The organism is Corallococcus sp. RDP092CA (assembly GCF_041903675.1).
In the GTDB taxonomy this organism is placed as follows: domain Bacteria; phylum Myxococcota; class Myxococcia; order Myxococcales; family Myxococcaceae; genus Corallococcus.
The window spans coordinates 292,035-313,001 of record NZ_JAYESI010000001.1 but is presented as its reverse complement, the minus strand read 5'-3'; the positions used below and the strand labels follow the sequence as shown (position 1 = coordinate 313,001).

The following is a 20,967-nucleotide window of genomic DNA, read 5'->3' as shown; positions in this document are numbered from 1 at the left end:
GGCCTCTCCCTTGCTCATGCCGCCTCGCGTGCCCCGGAACCTGCTGATCATCGACGACGAGACGGTCCTGTGCTGGGTCCTGGGCCGCTTCTTCTCCAGCGCCGGGTACGAGGTCGATTCGGCCACGGACCTCGACGAGGCCCTGGAGCGGGTGAAGCACGGCCGGTACGACCTGGTCATCAGCGACCTGCGGCTGAGCGGCACGCAGTCCGAGGAAGGGCTGATCATCGCGCAGCGGCTGCGCGAGGCCTCTCCCTGCACGCGCATGGTGCTGCTGACCGCTTTCGCGACCCCGGACCTGGGCTCCCGCGCACGGGCGCTGGGAGTGGACCTGGTGCTGAGCAAGCCCCAGCCCCTGCCGGACCTGGCGGAGCACGTGTCGCAATTGCTGGCAGGTTCGCGCTAGGACCGTCGTAGCGCGTGTGGACCGTGTCGGCCCTGCCCATTCACCGGGCAGCGGGACAGCGGGCTCCCGTCGAGGCGCGGCGCACGGCGGATCCACTCCGCGTTCGGGTGCCCCTCCGCCCCTGCACCTTCCAGCCATCCCGTGCCGCGTCTCTCGCGCGTCCCCAGGTGACGCGCCGGGACTTCGACCCGAGCGGATCCGCTTTCCGGAAAGTGGATCCGGATCCTGGACGACGCTCTCCGGGCGGGCGGGTTCAATATTCCAACCACTCGGAAGAACTCAGCGTCGTCCGGTCAACACGGCTGGCCCCGGCCTTGCTCTTCCGCAGCCCCGTGCCCCCGCGCCTCTTGATCTCCGACGACGCGCCTCCTCAGCGAATGTCCTCGGGTTCGGCGTTTCCCCTGTTCGTGAGCCGGTGCCTGTCAGGGCCGGTTCGCACGGCGCGAGCGGGTCGCGGCACCTCCCTGTCCCCCCTCCACCGACCCTCGACGCCGCACTCCCAACGGGTTCCCATGGCCCTCCCCCCCAGCGACCTCGCTCCCGTTTCCGACCGGGCCCCCGCCCCCCTCGCGCGTGCCTGGATGTTGTCGTGCCTGGTGCTCCTGGCACTCCTTCCCGCGAGGGCCTCCGCCGCGCCGGCGCTGCGCTACCAGGTGGATCAGCGAGGCGACTTCGTGCTGTTCGGCAACACGCTGTCGCAGGAGTGCCGCGGCGGAACGCCGACGCCGCTGGAGGGCACGGTGGGCGCCTGCGGCAGCAACACCGCCGACATCGCGTCGGACGTGCACTGGACCACCGACGGCCTCACGGCGTCCGCGAGCACGGCGGTGGCGCCGGGCGACTCGAAGAGCCAGGCGGTGCTGGTGCTGCCCCCGGGCGCGGAGGTGACGTACGCGCGGCTGTACTGGGGCGCGGTGCGCTCGGTGCAGAGCCGCGCGGGGCCCATGGCGCCCGGCACGTCCGTGACGCTGTCGCGGGTGGGGACGGACGCCTTCTCCACGCCCATCACCGCGGACAGCAGCAAGAGCTACACGTCCAGCAGCAACTATTCCTATCAGTCCACGGCGGACGTGACGGCGCTGGTGCAGCAGCGCGGCCCGGGCGCGTACCTGCTCTCTGACGTGGACGTGCTGGACTTCCGCAACGTCAACGACACCTTCCCCTACTCCGGCTGGGCGATGGTCGTCTTCTACCGGCTGGCCAGCGAGCCCCTGCGCAACCTCACGCTCTTCGACGGGCTGGATTCGGTGAGCAGCGGCTCAAGCGCGACGGCGACCCTGTCCGGCTTCCTGGTGCCGGCCTCGGGCTACTCGGCGAAGCTGGGCGTCATCGCCTACGAGGGAGAGAATGGGTACTCGGGCGACGCGCTGAAGTTCAACGGCGTGGCCCTGTCGGACGCGCAGAACCCGGCGACCAACTTCTTCAATGGCACGCGCAGCCAGCTGGGCGTGGCGCAGAGCAACGACGGGGACCTGCCGCGCCTCGCCGGCACGCCCGGCTCCTCCGAGGGCCTGGACCTGGACGTGGTGGACATCACCGCGCGCGTCTCCGCGGGCCAGACGTCCGCGACGGTGTCCGCCACCTCCTCGTCGGATCAGTACCTGCTGGGCGCGTTCATCACGTCCATCTCCACGCAGAAGCCGGACTTCGTCCAGACGGTGAAGAGCGTGGCGCCGGTGGCGCCGCGTCCGGACGGCAGCCTGCGCGGCGGCGACGTGCTGGAGTACACGGTGCATACGACGAACACGGGGGATGACTCCGGCATCCTCACCGTGCTCACGGACGACCTGCCGTCGAACGTCACCTACGTGCCGGGCTCGCTGCGGGTGACGTCGGGCGCCAACACCGGCGCGAAGACGGACGCGGAGGGTGATGACCAGGCCGACTACGACGCGGCGAACCGCCGGCTGACGGTGCGCCTGGGAACGGGCGCCGATGCCACGCAGGGCGGCGTCATCGAGATTGGAGAGAGCACCGAGGTCGTCTTCCAGGTGACGATCAACGTGGGGGCGACCGGCAGCATCGACAACCAGGCCATCGTGCGCAGCACCGGCGAGAAGGGCGCGCCGGAGACCTCCTTCCCGTCCTCGCCGCCGGTGGGAACCGGCCCCACGACGATCCCGGTGGGCGCTCCGTCCGCGCCCACGGTGACGGCGCCCACGGAGGGGACCACGCTGGCGACCTCCCAGCCCACCTTCAGCGGCACCGCGGAGGCAGGCAGCACCGTCACCGTGCGCGAGGGTGCGACGGTGCTCTGTACCGCGGCGGTGAACGCGTCCGGCGACTGGTCCTGCGCCTCCACCGTGTCGCTTCCAGACGGCGCGCACACGGTGAGCGCGCAGGCGACGGACGCCAACGGCAACCCCAGCGCCACGGCCTCCGTCGGGTTCAACGTGGACGCGACGGCGCCGGTGGCGCCGGTCATCTCCACGCCCACGCAGAACGCGGCGCTCAACACGACGACGCCGACGTTCACCGGGACCGCGGAGGCGGGCAGCACCGTCACCGTGCGCGAGGGCACCACCGTGCTGTGCACCACGACGGCCAATGCGTCCGGCGCGTGGTCCTGCCAGTCCGCCACGCTCCCGGACGGCCCGCATACGGTCACCGCCACGGCCCGTGACGACGTGGGCAACACCAGCCCGGCGAGCACCGCCGTTCCCTTCACCGTCGACACCACCGCCCCGGCGCTCCCCGTCGTCACCGCGCCCACGCCCGGTCAGCTCGTCGCCACGCCGACGCCCGTCATCGCGGGCACGGCCGAGGCCCACAGCACCGTGACCGTGCGCGAAGGCACCACCGTGCTGTGCATCACGACGGCCGACTCCAACGGCGCGTGGTCCTGCCAGTCCTCCTCGCTCCTGGACGGCCCGCACACCGTGTCCGTCACGGCCAGCGATGCGGTGGGCAACACCAGCCCCGCCCGCACGGTGTCCTTCACCGTCGACGCGACCGCGCCCGACGCGCCGGTCATCGCCACGCCCGCGAACGGCGCGACGCTGGACGCGGCCCCCATCAGCTACAGCGGCACGGCCGAGCCCGACAGCCACGTCACGCTGACCCTGGACGGCGCCCCGCTGGGCACCGTCACCACCCACGGCGACGGCGCGTGGAGCTTCTCGCCCGGCCCCGCGCTCGGGGACGGCGGCCACACCCTCACGGCCGTCGCCCAGGACGCCGCGGGCAACACCAGCCCCGTCGCCACCTCCAGCTTCACCGTGGACACCGCCGCGCCGGGCTCGCCGGTCATCACCGCGCCCGCCGCGAACGCCATCGTCACCACCGCGCGCCCGACCATCACCGGCACCGCCGAGCCCGGCTCGGAGGTGACGCTCGTCATCGGCGGGACCGCCTACGGTCCGCTGACCGTGGATGGCGCCGGCCACTGGAGCTTCACGCCGACCACCGACCTGCCCCAGGGCCCCATCACCGTCAGCGCCACCGCGATGGACGCGGCGGGCAACGTCAGCGACGCGGCCCAGCGGATGTTCAGCGTGGACTCGGTGGCGCCCGACACCGTCATCACCTCGCATCCCCCGGTCGCGAGCAACAGCCCGACCGCCACGTTCACCTTCCAGGGCACGGACGCGGACGTCGCCGACTTCACGTGCAGCCTGGACGACACCAGCGTGGCGTGCGCGTCGCCGTACACCGCGACGGGCCTGGAGGAGGGCCCCCACATGTTCACCGTCGCGGCCATCGACGCGGTCGGCAACGTGGATCCCTCGCCAGCCAGCTATACCTGGACCGTGGACCTCACGCCTCCCGACGCCCCCATCGTCCTCCAGCCCACGAGCGGCCAGGTGCTCACCTCCGCCTCGCCCGTCATCACCGGCACCGCCGAGCCGGGCAGCACCGTGTATCTGGTGCTCGACAACGGCGCGCCGCTGGGCCCCGTCCTCGTCAACGAGCAGGGCGAGTGGCAATACCCCGTGCAGGCCACGCTCGCGGACGGCGAGCACACGCTGAGCGCCACCGCCACGGACGCGGCGGGCAACACCAGCCAGCCCGTGTCGCTCACCTTCTCCATCGACACCGACGCGCCGGACACCACCATCGAGTCCGGCCCCGCCCAGCCCTCGAACAGCGCCAGCGCCACGTTCGAGTTCAGCTCCACCGGCGGCGGCATCGGCTACGAGTGCAGCGTGGACGACGCGGAGTTCACCTCCTGCGACAGCCCCTTCACCCTCGACGCCCTCTCCGAGGGTGAGCACACCCTCGCCGTGCGCGCCGTGGACGCGGCCGGCAACGCCGACCCGACGCCGGCCGAGTACACCTGGACGGTGGACCTGAGCCTCCCGGAGGCGCCGGCCATCACCTCGCCCGCGAACGGCGCCCTCCTCAACACGGGCGCGGTGTCCTACACCGGTACGGCCGAGCCGGGCACCACCGTGCGCGTCACCGTGGATGGCGTCTTCGTGGGCACGGCCGTGGCTGCGTCCGACACCGGCGCGTGGAGCTTCTCCACGGGCCCGGTGCTGGACACCGGCGCGCACACCGTCTCCGCGGTCGCGGTGGACGCGGCCGGCAACGTCAGCCCGTCCACGAGCGTCGCCTTCGGCGTGGACCTCGTGGCGCCGGACACGTTCCTCACCGCGTCCGTGCCCACCGTCACCTCGAACCGCGACGCCTCCTTCGAGTTCACCTCGGACGAGTCCACCGCGACCTTCGAGTGCCGCTTCGACGCGGGCGCCTTCGCGCCCTGCACCAGCCCGCAGGCGCACACGGAGCTGGCGGACGGCACGTACACCGTCCAGGTGCGCGCGGTGGACGCGGCCGGCAACGTGGACCCCACGCCCGCCACCTTCACGTGGACCGTGGACACCACCGCGCCGGACACGTTCATCCGCTCCGGTCCGGTCGCGGACGACGCGCCGAACCCGGCCACGTTCGACCTGGACGCCGACGAGCCGGGCGTCACCTACGCGTGCAGCCTGGACGACGGTCCGTTCACCTCCTGCGCGGATCCGGCCATCTTCACCGTGACGGCCGGCCCCCACACCCTCGCCGTGCGCGCCACGGACGCGGCGGGCAACACGGATGGGTCGCCCGCCACCTGGTCCTGGTCCGCGACCGATGACGCCGACAACGACGGCCTCACCGACGCGGAAGAGGCGCTGGCCGGCACCGACCCGCACAACGCCGACACCGACGGCGACGGCCTGTCCGACGGCGTGGAGGTCCACTCCGGCCGCACCGATCCGCTGGACGATGACTCCGACGATGACGGCCTGCTCGACGGCAACGAGGACGCCAACCACGACGGCATCACCCAGGACACCGAGACCGACCCCACCCTCGCCGACACCGACGGCGACGGCCTGACGGACGGCCTGGAGCTGGGCCTCACCCAGCCCCAGGGCACCGGCACCGACCCGGCCCGCTTCGTCGCGGACGCCGACCCCGCCACCACCACCGACCCGCTCCAGGTCGACACCGACAACGGCGGCGTCTGGGATGGCATCGAGGACAAGAACCACAACGGCCAGGTGGACGCGGGGGAGACGAACCCGCTCGACGCCTCCGACGACGTGGACGCGGACGGCGACGGCGTGGACAACGCCACCGAGTTGGAGCTGGGCCTCGACCCCTTCAACCCGGACAGCGACGGCGACGGCCTGACGGATGCCCTCGACGGCCTGGTCGACACCGACGGCGACGGCCTCATCGACGCGCTCGACACCGACAGCGACAACGACGGCCTGCTGGATGGCGAGGAGGACGTGAACCACGACGGCATCACCCAGGCCACGGAGACCGACCGCCGCAACGCCGACACGGATGCGGATGGCCTGAGGGATGGCCTCGAGGTGCGCGGGCAGAACCCCACCAACCCCCTGGTCAGCGACACGGACGGCGACGGCCTCTCGGATGGCGCGGAGGACGCCAACGCCAACGGCCTCCGCGACGCCAACGAGTCCGACCCCAACAACGCGGACACCGACGGCGGCGGCATCTCCGACGGCGTCGAGGTGAAGGGCGGCACCAACCCGCTCGACCCCGACGACGACTTCCAGGTGTTGGGCCGGGGCTGCTCGACGGGCGGCGCCGGGGGGCTCCTCCCGCTGGCGCTGGGCCTGCTGTCCGTGCCGTTCCTCGGCCGTCGCCGCCGGTCCCCCTCCGCCCTGGGGACGCTCCGGGGGCTGGCGCTGACGGTGGCGGCGGGGCTGGCGCTGGGCGTCGCGCCGCGCGCGGAGGCCCAGCCGACGGTGTCGCAGGCCATCGACGTGCAGCAGTACAGGCCGGGGCCGGGCGCGTATGACGTGCTGGGGCTCAACAGCGCCCGCGTCGCGCCGCACCTGACGTGGAACGTGGGCGCGTCGCTCAACTACGCGCACCAGCCGCTCAACTTCTACGACCCGCGGGAGGAGGCGTTCGTCTACCACATCGTGGAGCGGCAGGTGTCGCTGGACCTGATGGGCTCGGTGTCCCTCTTCGACCGGTTGGAGGTGGGCCTGGTGCTGCCGCTGACGGTCACCGGCTCGCAGCCCGCGGGCGCCGTGGCCGCGCCGTTCGCGGACGGCGTGGGCACGGCGGGCCTGGGCGACCTGCGCGTGGTGCCCAAGCTGGCGCTGCTGTCCAGGGGCGCGCTGAGCCTGGCGGTGGTCGCGCCCTTCACGCTGCCCACCGGCGGAGGGGACCACTTCCTGGGCGCGGACGGCCTCACCTTCCAGCCGCGCGTGGCCGGTGAGTGGGCCACGCCGTCGCTGCGGCTGCTCGCCAACGTGGGCGTGAACCTGCGCAAGGCGCAGGACCTGCGCAACCTGCGCGTGGGCAACGAGCTCGCGTTCGGCGTGGGCGCCGAGGTGCCCATCACCCAGGCGCTGTCCGCGCAGGCGACGCTCGCGGGCGCGGTGGGCCTCACGGAGTCCGACAAGGAGGAGTTCCCCCTGGAGCTGCTGGGCGCGGTGAAGTACCGCTTCGCCCAGGGCTTCGCCGCGCACGTGGGCGCAGGGCCGGGCCTCACGCGCGGCTATGGCACGCCCGCCTTCCGCGTCCTCGCGGGGCTGGCCTACACGCCGGGAGGCCCCCAGCCCCCGGCGGCCGCCGCGGCCCCGCGCGCGCCCACCTGCGCCCTGGGCCCCGAGGACTTCGACGGCTTCCAGGACGACGACGGCTGCCTGGATCCGGACGACGACAACGACGGCATCCCGGACACGGCCGACACCTGCCCCACCGAGCCGGAGACGGTGAACGGCTACCGCGACGACGACGGCTGCCCGGACACGGCGCCGGAGGCCCAGCCGACCCCCGAGGGCGTCTCGGCGCCGGCCCCGCTCACCCTCCCGCCCGCGTCCGTGGACACGGACGGCGACGGCATCCCGGACGCCGAGGACCGCTGCCCCACGGCGGCCGAGGACCAGGATGGCTTCGAGGACGAGGACGGCTGCCCCGACCCGGACAACGACAGGGACGGCATCCCGGACACGGCGGACCGGTGCCCGCTGGAGGCGGAGGTCATCAACGGCGTGAAGGACGACGACGGGTGCCCGGACAAGGGCGCGTCGAAGGTGCGCCTGGAGGGCTCGCGCATCGTCATCCTGGACAAGGTGTATTTCGCCACCGGCAAGGACGTCATCCTGCGCAAGTCCTTCCCGCTGCTGGGCCAGGTGGTCTCCATCCTGCGCAGCCACCCGGAGCTGGAGCTCGTGCGGGTGGAGGGCCACACCGACAGCCAGGGCGACGACGCGAAGAACCTCAACCTGTCGCAGCGGCGCGCGAACAACGTGCGCGACTGGCTGATGAAGGGCGGCATCGAAGGAGCGCGCCTGGAGGCGGTGGGCTACGGTGAGACGAAGCCGGTGGACACCAACGCCACGGCCAAGGGCCGGGAGAGCAACCGCCGCGTGGAGTTCAACATCCTGAGGACCGCCGGCCAGGCGGAAGGAGTGTCGCCGTGAGGAAGACGGGCGCCCCCCTGCTGCTGTCGCTGCTGCTGTCGGCCTCGCCCGTCACCGGGCTCGCGGCCGAGGCGGACGGCGCCTGCGGCGGACTGTCGTTCGACAACGGGCGGCTCACGACGGGCCACCCCCTGGCGCCGAAGGGGCCCCAGACGGAGGCCTGCCTGCGCGAGGTGGCGGAGGCCGTGAAGGCGCGCCCCGCCATCCGCGGCCTCACCGTGGCCGCTAAGGTGCCGGACGCGGAGCGCCTGGATGGCCAGGGGCTGGCGGTGGCGAAGGCCGCGGCGGAGGTGCTGGTGAACGCCGGCGTCCCCCGCACGCGCGTGTCCTTCGTGGCGCCCCCGGCCGACCCCAGCGCCCCGGCCCAGCTCCAGCTCGCCTACGTGGAGCGGCCCGCGCAGGCCCCGGTGGCGCGACTGCGCACGGCCAGCGGGCAGGTGACGGTGAGCCCCGGCGAGGGGCCGCCCACGCCGCGCCTCGCCGGAGACGCGCTGTACGCGGGCGAGCTGGTGGCGACGGACGACACCGGCCGGGCGGAGCTGGCGCTGGCGGACGGCAGCCTCCTCATCCTGTCCCCTCGCAGCGCCGTGCGCCTGGGCACGCTGGAGCTCACCGCCGAGCGCCAGCGCAAGGTGCTGCTGGACCTGGTGAGGGGCACGGTGGAGACGCAGGCGGCGCCGGGCGGCGCGGGCTCCACCTTCGAGGTGCGCACGCGCGGCGCGGTGGCGGGTGTGCGCGGCACGCGCTTCCGCGTGTCCCAGCAGGAGGACAGCACCAGCCGCCTGGAGACGCTGGAGGGCAAGGTCGCCCTGGGCGCGGAGCAGGGCTCCGTGGATGTGGACGCGGGCTTCGGCTCGCGGGTCCGGCCCTCCGAGGCGCCCGAAGCCCCCCGCGCGCTGCTGGCGGCGCCGACGCTGGAGCGGCCCCGGGGCGGCGCGTACCCGAAGGCGCCCCCGCTCGTGTGGAAGGGCGTGCCGGGCGCGAAGGTGTACCGGGTGGAGCTGGGGACGACGGCGGACTTCACGGGCGACGTGAAGGTCCAGGAGTCGACGAACCCCACGGTGGACGCGGCGGCCGGCCCAGGCAAGTGGTTCTGGCGGGTGCTGGCGGTCGACGCCGACGGCTTCGTAGGCTACCCGTCGAAGATCTTCAGCTTCGACGTCGCCGGGTGAGATGACGCTGCCTGCTCGTGGTCCCAGCTCCTCGTGGCTGTCCTCGCCCGCCCTGCCCCGGTGGCTGGGCGCGGGCGTGGGGCTGCTGCTCGCGGTGGGCGCGGCGGTGACGGGCGGCGCGCCGGGCGCGGGCGAGCGGACGCTGTACGACTTCACGGCGAGCCGGCTCCTGCCCCCGCTGCCGCCCGCCCCGGACCTGGTGCTGGTGGAGGTGGATGACCGCGCGCTCGCGATGCTGGGCGAGCGCTGGCCGCTGTCGCGCGCCACCTGGGCGAAGGCCTTCCAGGCGCTGGCGGCCTCCCGCCCCAAGGCGGTGGTGGTGGACATCCTCTTCGACGCGCCCGAGCCCCGCGACGCGCTGGACCTGGGCGAGGACGTGCTGGAGCGCCTGCGCGCGTCCGGACTCGCGGACACGCCCGCGGGCGCCTCGCTGGCCCAGGAGCTGGAGGCGCGGCTGTACGCGCAGGATGGCGACGCGCGGCTCACGGAGGCCCTGTCCTCGGTGGGCACCGTCATCCTGGGCAGCGTGGCGCTGGCGGACGAGCCCGGCGGCCTGCCCGTGCCGGGGGACCCGCTGTCGCCGGTGCCCTTGAAGGCGGACGCGCTGCGGCTGGCCGCGAAGGGCCTGTCCACGAACATGGCCCCGCTGCGGCTGGCGGCCTGGGGCAGCGGGACGCTGAACGTGCTGCTGGACGCGGACGGCGTCATCCGGCGCTATCCCTACGCGGTGCGGGTGGACGGCAAGGCGTGGCCGTCGCTGGCGCTGGCGACGGCGCTGCGCCTGTGGCCGGAGCGCGCGGAGGCGCTGCTGCGCGTGGCGGCCATCGACGACGGCTCGCCCCTGATGCGGCTGCCCGCGCCGGAGTGGCTGCCCCGCGTGAGCCTGGCGGACGTGCTCGCCGCCGGGCCGTCCTCGGTGGGGCTGGACCGGGTGCTGCGGGAGAAGACGGTGTTCGTGGGCGTCACCGCCACGGGGCTGCACGGCCAGAGCACCCTGCCCGGCCAGCTGGCGGTGCCCGGCGTGGAGATCCACGCCTTCGCGATGGACAACCTGCGCACCGGCCGGGTGCTGCGAGCCATGGGCCCCGCGCGGCTCGTGGGCCTGGTGGAGACGGCGCTGGTGCTGGGCGTGCTCCTCTGGCGCCGGGGTCGCGCGAGGAGCCTGGGCGCGGTGGTGGGCCTGGCCGCGGGGCTGCTCGTCGCGCACACGGCGTTCGTGGGCTGGCTCCTCGCGGTCCCGGGCTGGGTGGTGCCGCTGGTGCCCGCCGTCGTGGGCGTGGTGCTGGTGACGCTGGCGGAGACCGTCGAGCGCACGGAGGACCTCCAGCGGCAGCGCGGCGCCCTCAAGCGCCTGTTCGGCCGGTTCCCCCGGGAGGCGCCCCCCCCGCGTCGTGCAGCGCAGGACGCCGGAGCCCCCCCGGCGGACGGGGAGGCCGGGACGTCGCGCGCGCGTCCGGGCGATCCCCGCTCCTGACCGGGGACGGGACGGATCGTGGAAACCCGCGAGTGCCCTGCACCGCGGGCCCGTGGACAGGCGACACCTCACTTGAACAAAGGACCAGGGTACGCGCGCGAGGGCCGCGTGGCAGCATGGGCTGGACGCCATGCCCCGCTACGCCCTCATCGCCGAACCGGACCGCCACCGCGCCGCGGGCCTGCTCTCCCTCGTGCGACAGGAGGGGCTGGAGGGCGTGGTCGCGCGGGATGGCGCGGAGGCCCAGGACCTGGTGCGCCTGCGCGGCGCGCCCACGCTGCTGGTGACGGACCTGGCGCTGCCCCGGGTGGACGGGTTCGCGCTGCTGGCGTGGCTGCGGGGCCGCTCGGACGCGAGCGACACGGCGGTGATGGTGGTGACGGCGTTCGACGAGCTGCGCGTGCGCGCCTGGCAGCTCAAGGACGCGCTGGGCATCCACGCGCTGCTCAGCCGGCGCGCGGGGCCGGAGGCGATGCGCGACGGGATGCGGCGCGCGCTCGCGGGACAGCTCGCGGGCCACGGCCAGCTGGAGCTCGACGCGGAGGTGGAGCAGCGCCGGCTCGCGCGCATCGATGAGCTGAAGCTGGTGGAGCCGGGCCTGCCCGACGCCGGGTTGCAGGAGCTGGTGGCGGAGGTGGCGCAGGCCTTCGGCGTCCCCGTGGCGCTGCTGACGCTGGTGCTGGGCGACCGGCAGTGGTTCAAGGCGCACGTGGGGCTCCCCCCCGCGCTCGCGAAGGACCGCGGCACCCCACGCGACTGGTCCTTCTGCCACCACGTGGTGCAGGGCCGCGAGGCCATGGTGGTGCCGGACGCCACGCGCCACCCGGTGTTCCGGGACAACCCGCTGGTGCGCGACGGCATCGTCGGCAGCTACGCGGGCGCGCCGCTCATCGCCTCCACGGGGGACGTGCTCGGCTCGCTGTGCGTCATCGACACGCGCACGCTGATGCTCGGCCCGGAGGACCTGGCGGCGCTGCGCGAGCTGGCGGGCCGCGTGGCGGAGGACCTGGAGTACACCACGCTCCGGGGCCGGACACGCCCCGCCGCGCCGCGGCCCCCGGCCGCGACGGAGCCGGTGCTCACCGAGGCGGCGGCGCTGGCGCTCGTGCGTGAGGCGGTGAGCGCCCTGGCGGTGCCGGTGCTGGTGGTGGCGCCGGGCCGCAAGCCCTTCGCCGCCAACGCGGCCCTGGCGGAGCTCCTGGGACTGCCGGAGGACCGGCTGTCGGGCATGCCCTTCGATTCACTGCGCCAGCACGTCGCGAGCCTGACCGCGGATCCAGGCGGCACGCTGCGGCGGCTGGACCTGGCGGCGGAGGGCTCACGCGGGGTGGACCTGACGCTGTCCCTGGAGCGCCCCCAGCCGCGCGGGGTGCGCTGGGTGGCGCGGCCCTTCCTGGTGCCCGGCGGCGTCGCGCAGCTCCTGTCGCTGATGGACCTGAGCGGCGGCGCGGACCTGGAGGCCCAGCGCGAGCGGCTCTTGCGTCAGGACGCGCTCACCGGGCTGGACACGCGGCGCGTGGGCGAGGAGCGGCTGGCCAAGGAGATTGGCCGCTGCCGCCGGGAAGGGCTGCCCGTCAGCCTGGTGCTGGTGGACCTGGTGGAGCTGGGCGACATCAACCACTCCCGGGGCTTCGACGCGGGCGACGAGGCGCTGCGCGAGCTGGCCCGGCGCGCGGAGGGCCTCTGCCCTCCGCCGGGCTTCGCGGTGCGCTGGACGGGGGGCAGCTTCCTGCTCGCCCTGCCCGGGGCGGACGCGGTGGCCGCGGAGGCGGTGCGCCAGCGGCTGCACGACGCGCCCGGCCCGCCCGGCTGGGTCTCCATCGCCGTGACGGTGCAGGGCGAGGAGGATCCGAACGGCACCCTGGACCGGGCGCACGCCGCGCTGGCCCGCGCGAAGCCGGAGCGCAAGCCCGCCATCCAGAAGGACTGACGCGCCCCCCCGGGGCCCTCCGGGCGACAAGCCGGGCTGATGGGTGGGATGGCCCCCGGCTGGCAGGTCGGAGGCCGTGGGGAGCGTCAATGCCGTGAAAACCCCGGCGCCCCTGGCTATCGAAGGGCTTTCCCGCCCACCCGTGGCGCGAGGGTCCCCCACGATGATCCCCTTCTCCGTCCTCGACCTGTCCCCCGTCATCGCCGGGGGCGACGCCGCCCTGGCCCTCCGCAACAGCCTGGACCTGGCCCGCCACGCGGAGGCCTGGGGCTACAAGCGCTTCTGGCTGGCGGAGCACCACAACATGACGGGCATCGCCAGCGCGGCCACGTCGGTGGTCATCGGGTACGTGGCGGGCGGCACGTCGACGATTCGCGTGGGCGCGGGCGGCGTCATGCTGCCCAACCACGCGCCGCTCGTCATCGCGGAGCAGTTCGGTACGCTGGAGACGCTCTACCCCGGCCGCATCGACCTGGGCCTGGGCCGCGCGCCGGGGACGGACCCGCGCACCTCCGCGGCCCTGCGCCGGGGGCTGGGCGGCGCGGACAGCTTCCCCCAGGACGTGGTGGAGCTGCAGAACTACTTCAAGGCCCCCATGGAGGGTCAGGCGGTGCGCGCGGTGCCGGGCGCGGGCCTGCATGTGCCGCTGTGGCTGCTGGGCTCCAGCACCTTCAGCGCGCAGCTGGCCGCGGTCCTGGGCCTGCCGTTCGCGTTCGCGTCGCACTTCGCGCCCGCGCAGATGATGAGCGCGCTGCACCTGTACCGCACGCAGTTCCGCCCGTCGGACGTGCTCCAGAAGCCGTACGCGATGATTGGCGTCAACGTCTTCGCCGCGGACACGGACCCGGAGGGACAGCGCCTCTTCACGTCCCTGCTCCAGGCCTTCGTCAACCTGCGGCGGGGCCGGCCGGGCCCGCTCCTGCCGCCGGTGGACAGCCTGGACGGCCAGCTCAACGAGCTGGAGCTGGCGGAGATCGAGCACATGCTGGCGTGCACCGTGGTGGGCTCGCCGGACAGCGTGCGCGCGGGGCTCCAGTCCCTCCTGGAGCAGACCGGGGCCGACGAGCTGATGGTGACCGCGCAGATCTACGACCACGCCGCGCGGCTGCGCTCCTTCGAGATCGTCGCCCAGGTGCGCGATCAGCTCACGGCCGCTGACACGCGGCCCGCACCGTCCCCGCAAGCCGGGCGATGAGCCGGGCGTCGTGGCTGCCGAAGACGCGGCGCGCGCCGCCCGGCAGCCCCAGCACCAGGTAGTGGGTGTCCTCCACCACGAGCAGCGCGGCCATGGACGCGAAGAAGCCCAGGGCGGTGGCGACGAGCCCCGCCTCGTAGGCGCCCTTGAACGCGGACACGCTGACGGACAGCGCGGACAGCAGCGGCAGCCCCAGCGCCGCGGCCAGGCCCACCACGAGCAGGTAGGGCCACACCTTCGGGGTGCGGCGCGCGGTCTCCACCTGGAGCACGTCGCGCAGCGCCCAGCTCCGGGCGCCCACGACGAGCCGCTCGCCGGTGACGCGGACCTGGCCGGCCTGGAAGAGGCACGGCTCCCCGGTGTCCACCGCCGGCTCCGGTGCGGCCACCGGGCGGCGCTCCGCTTCACGCAGGGGGACAACGGGGCGCAGCACGGTGACGACGGCCATCGGTTCACCCATGGGTGGTCTCCAACAGAGGAAAGTGCGAGCGCAGGAGGGCGCGAAGCTCATCGAGCGGACGGCCCAGCGCGAAACATGCCCGGGCCCCCTGACACAGGGCGCGGGACACCAGGCGCTCGTCCGCGAAGGGCAGCAGGACGAGGACGGGCGCGGCGGCGGCGCAGGCCCGCGCGCGCGTCAGCACCGGGAGGATGCCCTCCCCACGCTCCACGTGCGCCAGCACCAGGTCCGGTCGGGCCGCGTCCGCGGCGTCCAGGAACAGGGCGATGCCCAGGTCGCCCAGCACGTCCGCCAGCAGCGACGCCAGGGACTCATCCGCACCGAGCAGCAAGGCCCGGGTTGTGCGCAGGGACACCACGGCCCCACGTCACAGCAAGCTACATGCCGGAACCACCGTCCCCCGGGGCCGCCGGGTGCTCACCCGTGGACCGTGGCAATCCGCCAGCCCGCCGTGGCGGATTGCCATTCCCGCCTCGGACCGGGGGGCAGGACGCGGCTACCGCTCCCGCTCGCGACGATGGATGGTGGACACATCGATGCCCAGCAGCTCCGCGGCGCGGGTCTTGTTCCCGCCGCAGTGCTGGACCATCCAGTGGATGTACTCCCCCTCCAGCTTGCGCAGGGTCCACACGCCTTCCTGGGCCTGCGCGAGCGGGGACGCGGCCTCCGGCACCGGCGCGTGCGGGCGCAGGTCCTCCAGCGTCACCAGCTCCCGGGGGACGAGCACCACCAGCCGCTCCACCAGGTTCTCCAGCTCGCGCACGTTGCCCGGCCACGGCATGGCGCCCAGCGCGGCCACCACCTCCGGTGCCAGCGACGTCACGCGCGAGCGCGGGTTGCGCGCGCGGGAGCGGGCGGTGAAGTGCTCCACCAGCTGCGGGACGTCCTCCCGGCGCTCCTTCAGCGAGGGCACCCGCAGCGTCACGACGTTGAGCCGGTAGAAGAGGTCCGCGCGGAAGCGCCCCTCCCGCACCCGCGCCTCCAGGTCCTGGTGCGTGGCCGCCACCACGCGCACGTCCACGGTGCGGCTCGCGTCCGAGCCCACCGCGCGCACCTCGCCGTCCTCCAGCACCCGCAACAGCCGCGCCTGGAGCTCCGTGGGCATGTCGCCAATCTCGTCCAGGAACAGCGTGCCGCCGTGCGCCTCCACGAACAGGCCCCGCCGCACGGACGTAGCCCCGGTGAAGGCGCCCTTCACGTGGCCGAACAGCTCGCTCTCCAGCAGCGGCCCCGGCAGCGCGGTGCAGTTGACCGCCACGAAGGGCCCGGCCGCGCGGGGCCCCTCGAAGTGGAGCGCGCGGGCCACCAGCTCCTTGCCGCTGCCGCTCTCGCCCCGGAGCAGCACGGGGGCCGCCGCGTGCGCCACCCGGTCGATGAGCTCGTACAGCGCGCGCATGGGCGCGCTCCGCCCCACCAGCGCGCCCAGCCCGGAGCGCTCCTGGGACGCCTGCTTCAGCGCCCGGTGCTCGGCGCGCAGCCGGCGGTCCTCCAGCGCGCGGCCCAGGTACAGCCGCACCTCGTCCAGGCGGAAGGGCTTGGTGAAGTAGTGGAACGCGCCCCGGCGCATCGCCTCCACCGCGCTCTCCACGCCGCCGAAGGCCGTCATCAGCAGCACGGGCAGCTCCGGGTCCACCGCGCGCGCGGCGTCCAGCACGTCCAGCCCGTCCACCTTCTCCATGCGCAGGTCGGTCAACACCGCGTCGTACACGCGCGAGCGGATGAGCGTCAGCGCCTCCTGGCCGCTCGTGGCCAGGTCCACCGTCCAGCCCGCGTCGGCCAGCGGCTCCTGGAGCATGCGCCCCATCTCCACGTGGTCGTCGACCACGAGGATGCGCGCGTCAGACGGCGAGTCGCTCGGCATGGCGCTCCTCTGGGACAGGGCGGGCCACCGGCCACAGCACGGTGACGCGGGTGCCCTGCCCCGGCGTGCTCTCCAGCTCCACCCGCCCGCCGTGGTTGCGGACGACGTGGGCCACCATCGTCAGCCCCAGCCCCGTGCCCTGCCCGCGCTTCTTCGTCGTGAAGAACGGATCGAACACCTGGTTGAGGCGCTCCTTGGGGATCCCGCAGCCGTCGTCGCGCACGGCGAGCGCGACCATCCCCCACGGCCCCTCCTCCGGCCCCGCCAGCACGGAGGCGGAGATCTCCACCGCGCCGCCCTCGCTGCACGCGTCGCACGCGTTGAGCGCGAGGTTGATCAACACCTGCTGGAGCTGATCCGCGTCCGCCGCCAGCGCGGGCACGGACTCCGGCACGTCCACGCGCAGGGTCACCCGCCGCCGCTCCGCCTCCACCAGCAGCAGCTCGTGCACGCTCCGGGCGAGCGGCCCCAGCGCCACCGGCCGCACCATCGCGGGCTGGAGCCGGGAGAAGTCCAGCAGCTGGCGCAGCGTGCGGCTCACCCGGTCGATCTGCTCGACGATGACGCCCAGCCCCGGGCCCTGCGGGTGCGAGGGCCCCAGCTTGCCCTGCACGTACTCCGCGCGGCCGCGCACCACGCCCAGCGGCGTCCCGATCTCGTGCGCGATGCCCGCGGCCAGCACGCCCACCGTGGCCATCTTCTCCGCGCGCAGCAGCTGCGTCTCCAGCGCGCGCACGTCGCTCAGGTCCTCCACCACCAGGAGCGCGCGCGTCTCCTCCTTGGGGTCGTCCGCCGTGAGCGGCACCGCGTGCAGGTTGTACGTGCCCTCGCCGCCGAAGAGCGCCAGCGGCTCGCCCAGCAGGCTCACCGGCCGGTCCTCCTGCCGCGCGGACGCCACCAGCGCGGCCAGCCGCGCCACCACCGGCGCCGGGGCCCCGGGGAACGCGGACGACAGCGGCGCTCCCGTCACGTTGCCGGGCACGCGCGAGCGCAGGGCCTGGTTGACCGCGCTGATGCGTCCGTCCTCCGTCAGCGCGAGGACGCCCGTGGGCAGGTGGTCCAGGATCTTCCGCGTCCGGTCATGGAGCGCGGCGAGCTGGGCCGCGTGCCGCCGGCTCTCCGTCAGCGCCACCGCGCGCCGCCGCGCCAGCACCACGTACACCGCGAAGGCCACCAGGAAGAACGCCACCAGCGCGCCCGCGCCCAGCAGCCGCACCACCAGCGCCTGCTCATGCGAGCGCAGCGCCGCGGTGGACACCAGCGTCGCCACCGCCCAGTGGCTGCCGCCGCGCATGCGGATGGGCGTGTAGACGGCCACCACCTCCGCGCGCCCCAGCCCCAGCCGCTCCGCCTCCAGCTCGGACAGGGGCAGCATGCCGCGCGCGCCCGCCTTCAGCCGGGACACGAGGAACGCGAAGCCCGGCACGCCCGCGTCCTTCTGGCCCGCGCGGCGGAACCACTCCGCGAGGCCCGGGTCGCTCGCGGAGGTGGGCTGGCCCTGCGTGCCCACCAGCAGCAGCCGCGCCTCCAGGTCCGACGTGACGATGCGCAGCGGCGCGAAGAACGACTCCGTGTCCACCAGCACCGCCACCGCGCCCTCGGGCTTGCCGTCCGTCGCGGGCAGGGCCGTGGCCAGGATGCGCAGCCAGCCGCCGTTGGCCGCGTCCAGGATGGGCGACGTCGTCAAGTCCCCCGGCGGACGCAGGAGCGCGCGGCGCGCCGTCTCCGCCATCTGCGCCACCAGCCCCTCGCGCGACACCTGCGGGTCCGGCTTCCGGTCCAACAGGAGCAGCCGCTCCGCGCCGTCGCCGTCGTACGCCGCGATGGCCTTGTAGTGGCCCACCGCCTCCAGGAGCGCGCGCAGCTCCCGCCGGTGCTCCGCCAGGCTCCCCGGCTGGGACATCAGCTCCCCGGCGAAGCGCAGGTTCTTGCCCACATCCTCCAGCGAATCCGTGACGCCGCCCACGGCCTCGTCCAGCTGCTTCTGCCGGTCCCCCGCGAACTGCTCCACCAGCGCGGTCCGGCTGCGCTTCACGAGCGTCCAGACCCCCACCCCCACGCTGGCCAGCGCGATGGACAACAGGAGGATGGGCAGGAGCGTGGACCGCATGGGTGCCCGCACCCTAACCCGCTGGGTGGTCCCAAGTCCTTGTTTCCAAAAGCTTTTGCCCTCCCTGCCCTCCAGCACTTGCCCGTTGACGAACCGCGTCGAGCGGTGCTACCTACCGGTCGGTAGGTGGATTGACCTACCGGTCGGTAGGTGGTTTCAGCCCGGCAGCGGCAGGCAGGCCGGCGAGGGAAGGCACGCATGACACCCACGGGGCGCAGACCGGACGAGGGCGAGCGGTACCGGACCATCCTGGAGACGGCGGCGCGGCTCATCTGCGAGCGCGGCTACGAGGGCACGTCGATGCAGGAGATCGCCGCCGCGTGCCGGATGACCAAGGCGGGGCTCTACCACCACATCCAGAACAAGGAGCAGCTGCTCTTCGCCATCATGAACTACGGCATGGACGTGTTCGAGGAGCAGGTCCTCGCGCCCGTGCAGGACGTGGCGGATCCGGTGGAGCGGCTGCGCCAGTGCATGCGGCAGAACATCCACCTGGTGACGAGCGGCCGCAGCAAGGAGGTCATCATCATCCTCCACGAGCACGCCACGCTCACCGGCGAGGCGCGCGAGTACATCGACCGGCGCAAGAAGCGCTACGTGAGGTTCCTGGAGGACTCGTTCGCGGAGGCCCACCGCCAGGGCCGCCTGCGCGGCGCGGTGGACCCCACGGTGGCGGCGTTCTCGTTCCTGGGGATGATCCTGTGGGTCTACAAGTGGTTCAAGCCGGACGGGCGCCTCTCCGAGGAGCAGATCGCCGACGGCATGGTGGAGCTGCTCTTTCCCTCCGGCGCGGCGGCCGTGAGCGCCCCGGCCCCCTCGGGTGACGACGCAAACGCGCCCGCGCTGCGCATGGTGCCGCGCGCCGCCTCCGGGGAGGAGCCCCAGTGAACCGCGCCCGGTGGAGCTCCCTGTCGGAGGCGGTGGCCTCCATCCCGGACGGCGCGTCGCTCGCGGCCGGCGGGTTCATGCTGGGCCGCGCGCCCATGGCGCTGGTGCTGGAGCTGGTGGCGCAGGAGAAGCGCGGCCTCCAGCTCATCTCCCTGCCCAACCCGCTGCCGGCGGAGTTCCTCGTCGCGGGCGGGTGCCTCGAGCGCGTGGAGCTGCCCTTCGGCGCGCTGGTGCTGGAGAACCGCGTGCGCCCCCTGCCCTGCCTCAAGCGGGCCATCGAGGCGGGCGACCTCGAGTGGCGCGAGCACGACGGCTACCGCGTGGTGCAGCGGCTGCGCGCGGCATCCATGGGGCTGCCGTTCATCCCGGCGCCGGACTCGGACGTGTCGGAGCTGGCGGAGGTGGACGCGCCGCGCACGGTGGAGGATCCGTTTACCGGCCGCCGCGTGCCGGTGGAGCCCGCCTACTTCCCGGACGTGGCGCTCATCCACGCGCGGGCGGCGGACGACAAGGGCAACCTGCTCATCGAGGACCCCACCACGGACCTGCTCGTCGCGGGCGCCGCGAAGCGGATCATCGCCACGGTGGAGGAGCGCGTGCCGAGGCTTTCGCGCGTCACCCTCCCCGCCTTCCAGGTGGAGCGCGTGGTGCTCGCCCCTGGCGGCGCGCTGCCCACGGGCTGCCTGGGCAGGTACCCGCATGACGACGCGATGCTGGCCGCCTACCTGGCCGCGGCGGACGCGGGTGACGCGAAGGGCTTCCTCATGTCGCTTCGCGCGACGCGGAGCGCGGCATGACGGCGACGGTGGACGTGACGCCCGCGGAGACGGTGGTGTCGCTGCTGGCGCGGGAGATCGAGGACGGCTCGGTGGTGGCCACGGGCGTGGCGTCGCCGCTGGTCATCCTGGCCATCGCGGTGGCTCGGGCCACGCATGCGCCGGGGCTGACGTATCTGGCGTGCGTGGGCTCGCTGGACCCCGCGCTGCCGGAGCTGTTCCCGTCGTCGGAGGACCTGCGCTACCTGGACGGCCGGTCCGCGGAGGTGAGCATCGCGGACCTGTTCGACCACGCGCGGCGCGGCCGGGTGGACACGGTGTTCTTCGGCGCGGCGGAGGTGGATCCGGCGGGTCGCACCAACATGACCGCGTCCGGCAGCCTGGAGAAGCCTCGCACCAAGTTCCCGGGCGTGGCGGGCGCGGCCACGCTGCGCCAGTGGGTGAAGAACCCGGTGCTGCTGGTGCCCCGGCAGTCTCGGCGCAACCTCGTCCCCCAGGTCCAGGTGGCCACGACCCGCGACCCCAGCCGTCCGGTGCGGCTCATCTCCGACCTGGGCACGTATGAGCTGGGCGGGCCCCGGGGCGCGCGGCTGTTGTCGCGGCACCCCTGGACCACCGTGGAGGGCATCTTCGAGCGCACCGGCTTCGAGCTGTCCGTGCCGGACGCGCTGCCCGTCACGTCGCTCCCGGACGCGCGCACGGTGGCGGCCATCCGCGCGCTGGACCCCCGCAACCTGCGCGACGCGCTCGTCGGCGGCTGAAGCACCGCTCCCCCACCCTTCAAGTCACACGGA

The 20,967-nt window shown here is 74.1% G+C and carries 13 protein-coding genes; 9 read left to right on the top strand and 4 right to left on the bottom strand.

The window, feature by feature from the left end:
- Positions 1-16 precede the first annotated feature (16 nt).
- The 6 genes from U8525_RS01210 (at position 17) to U8525_RS01185 (ending at position 14,078) form a co-directional block, all read left to right on the top strand.
- Positions 17-406, top strand: a complete 390-nt coding sequence (locus tag U8525_RS01210; protein WP_374260530.1) for a response regulator — start codon at positions 17-19, stop codon at positions 404-406.
- Positions 407-1,002: 596 nt separating this feature from the next.
- Entirely contained in the window at positions 1,003-8,307 is a 7,305-nt protein-coding gene (locus U8525_RS01205) for an Ig-like domain-containing protein (RefSeq protein WP_374259960.1), read from the top strand.
- A complete protein-coding gene (locus tag U8525_RS01200) occupies positions 8,304-9,479 on the top strand; it encodes a FecR domain-containing protein (protein WP_374259957.1) in 1,176 nt (391 codons plus the stop codon). Before U8525_RS01205 ends, U8525_RS01200 begins: the two co-directional genes overlap by 4 nt.
- 1 nt (position 9,480) lies before the next feature.
- A complete protein-coding gene (locus U8525_RS01195; RefSeq protein ID WP_374259955.1) occupies positions 9,481-10,953 on the top strand; it encodes a CHASE2 domain-containing protein in 1,473 nt (490 codons plus the stop codon).
- Positions 10,954-11,083: 130 nt separating this feature from the next.
- Positions 11,084-12,883: a diguanylate cyclase domain-containing protein gene (locus U8525_RS01190; protein ID WP_374259952.1), complete on the top strand. Its 1,800-nt coding sequence runs from the start codon at positions 11,084-11,086 to the stop codon at positions 12,881-12,883.
- 163 nt (positions 12,884-13,046) lie between these two features.
- Positions 13,047-14,078 carry an LLM class flavin-dependent oxidoreductase gene (locus U8525_RS01185; RefSeq protein ID WP_374259950.1) on the top strand — a complete coding sequence of 344 codons (1,032 nt, stop codon included), beginning with the start codon at positions 13,047-13,049 and terminating at the stop codon, positions 14,076-14,078.
- On the opposite strand, the gene U8525_RS01180 is transcribed toward U8525_RS01185, so the two are convergent.
- The 4 genes from U8525_RS01180 to U8525_RS01165 all read right to left on the bottom strand — a co-directional run bounded on the left by U8525_RS01180 (position 14,029) and on the right by U8525_RS01165 (position 18,509).
- Positions 14,029-14,538, bottom strand: a complete 510-nt coding sequence (locus U8525_RS01180) for a DUF6232 family protein (RefSeq protein WP_374259948.1) — start codon at positions 14,536-14,538, stop codon at positions 14,029-14,031. The genes U8525_RS01185 and U8525_RS01180 overlap by 50 nt on opposite strands.
- Positions 14,531-14,893 (bottom strand): DNA-binding response regulator, encoded by a 363-nt coding sequence (locus U8525_RS01175; protein WP_374259945.1) that lies wholly within the window; start codon positions 14,891-14,893, stop codon positions 14,531-14,533. Before U8525_RS01175 ends, U8525_RS01180 begins: the two co-directional genes overlap by 8 nt.
- Positions 14,894-15,034: 141 nt before the next feature.
- Positions 15,035-16,399, bottom strand: coding sequence for a sigma-54-dependent transcriptional regulator (locus tag U8525_RS01170; protein ID WP_374259943.1), 1,365 nt, complete (start codon positions 16,397-16,399; stop codon positions 15,035-15,037).
- Positions 16,377-18,509, bottom strand: coding sequence for an ATP-binding protein (locus U8525_RS01165; RefSeq protein ID WP_374259940.1), 2,133 nt, complete (start codon positions 18,507-18,509; stop codon positions 16,377-16,379). Before U8525_RS01165 ends, U8525_RS01170 begins: the two co-directional genes overlap by 23 nt.
- A gap of 198 nt (positions 18,510-18,707) precedes the next feature.
- Here U8525_RS01165 and U8525_RS01160 point away from each other — a divergent pair, with 198 nt between their 5' ends.
- The 3 genes from U8525_RS01160 to U8525_RS01150 are packed head-to-tail and all read left to right on the top strand — an operon-like array spanning position 18,708 to position 20,934.
- The gene (locus U8525_RS01160) at positions 18,708-19,397 is read left to right on the top strand and encodes a TetR/AcrR family transcriptional regulator (protein WP_374259937.1); all 690 of its coding nucleotides are present in this window, start codon (positions 18,708-18,710) and stop codon (positions 19,395-19,397) included.
- Positions 19,394-20,194: a CoA transferase subunit A gene (locus tag U8525_RS01155; RefSeq protein ID WP_374259935.1), complete on the top strand. Its 801-nt coding sequence runs from the start codon at positions 19,394-19,396 to the stop codon at positions 20,192-20,194. Before U8525_RS01160 ends, U8525_RS01155 begins: the two co-directional genes overlap by 4 nt.
- Positions 20,191-20,934 carry a CoA-transferase subunit beta gene (locus tag U8525_RS01150; RefSeq protein WP_374259933.1) on the top strand — a complete coding sequence of 248 codons (744 nt, stop codon included), beginning with the start codon at positions 20,191-20,193 and terminating at the stop codon, positions 20,932-20,934. The genes U8525_RS01155 and U8525_RS01150 overlap by 4 nt, the downstream gene beginning before the upstream one ends.
- Positions 20,935-20,967 lie beyond the last annotated feature (33 nt).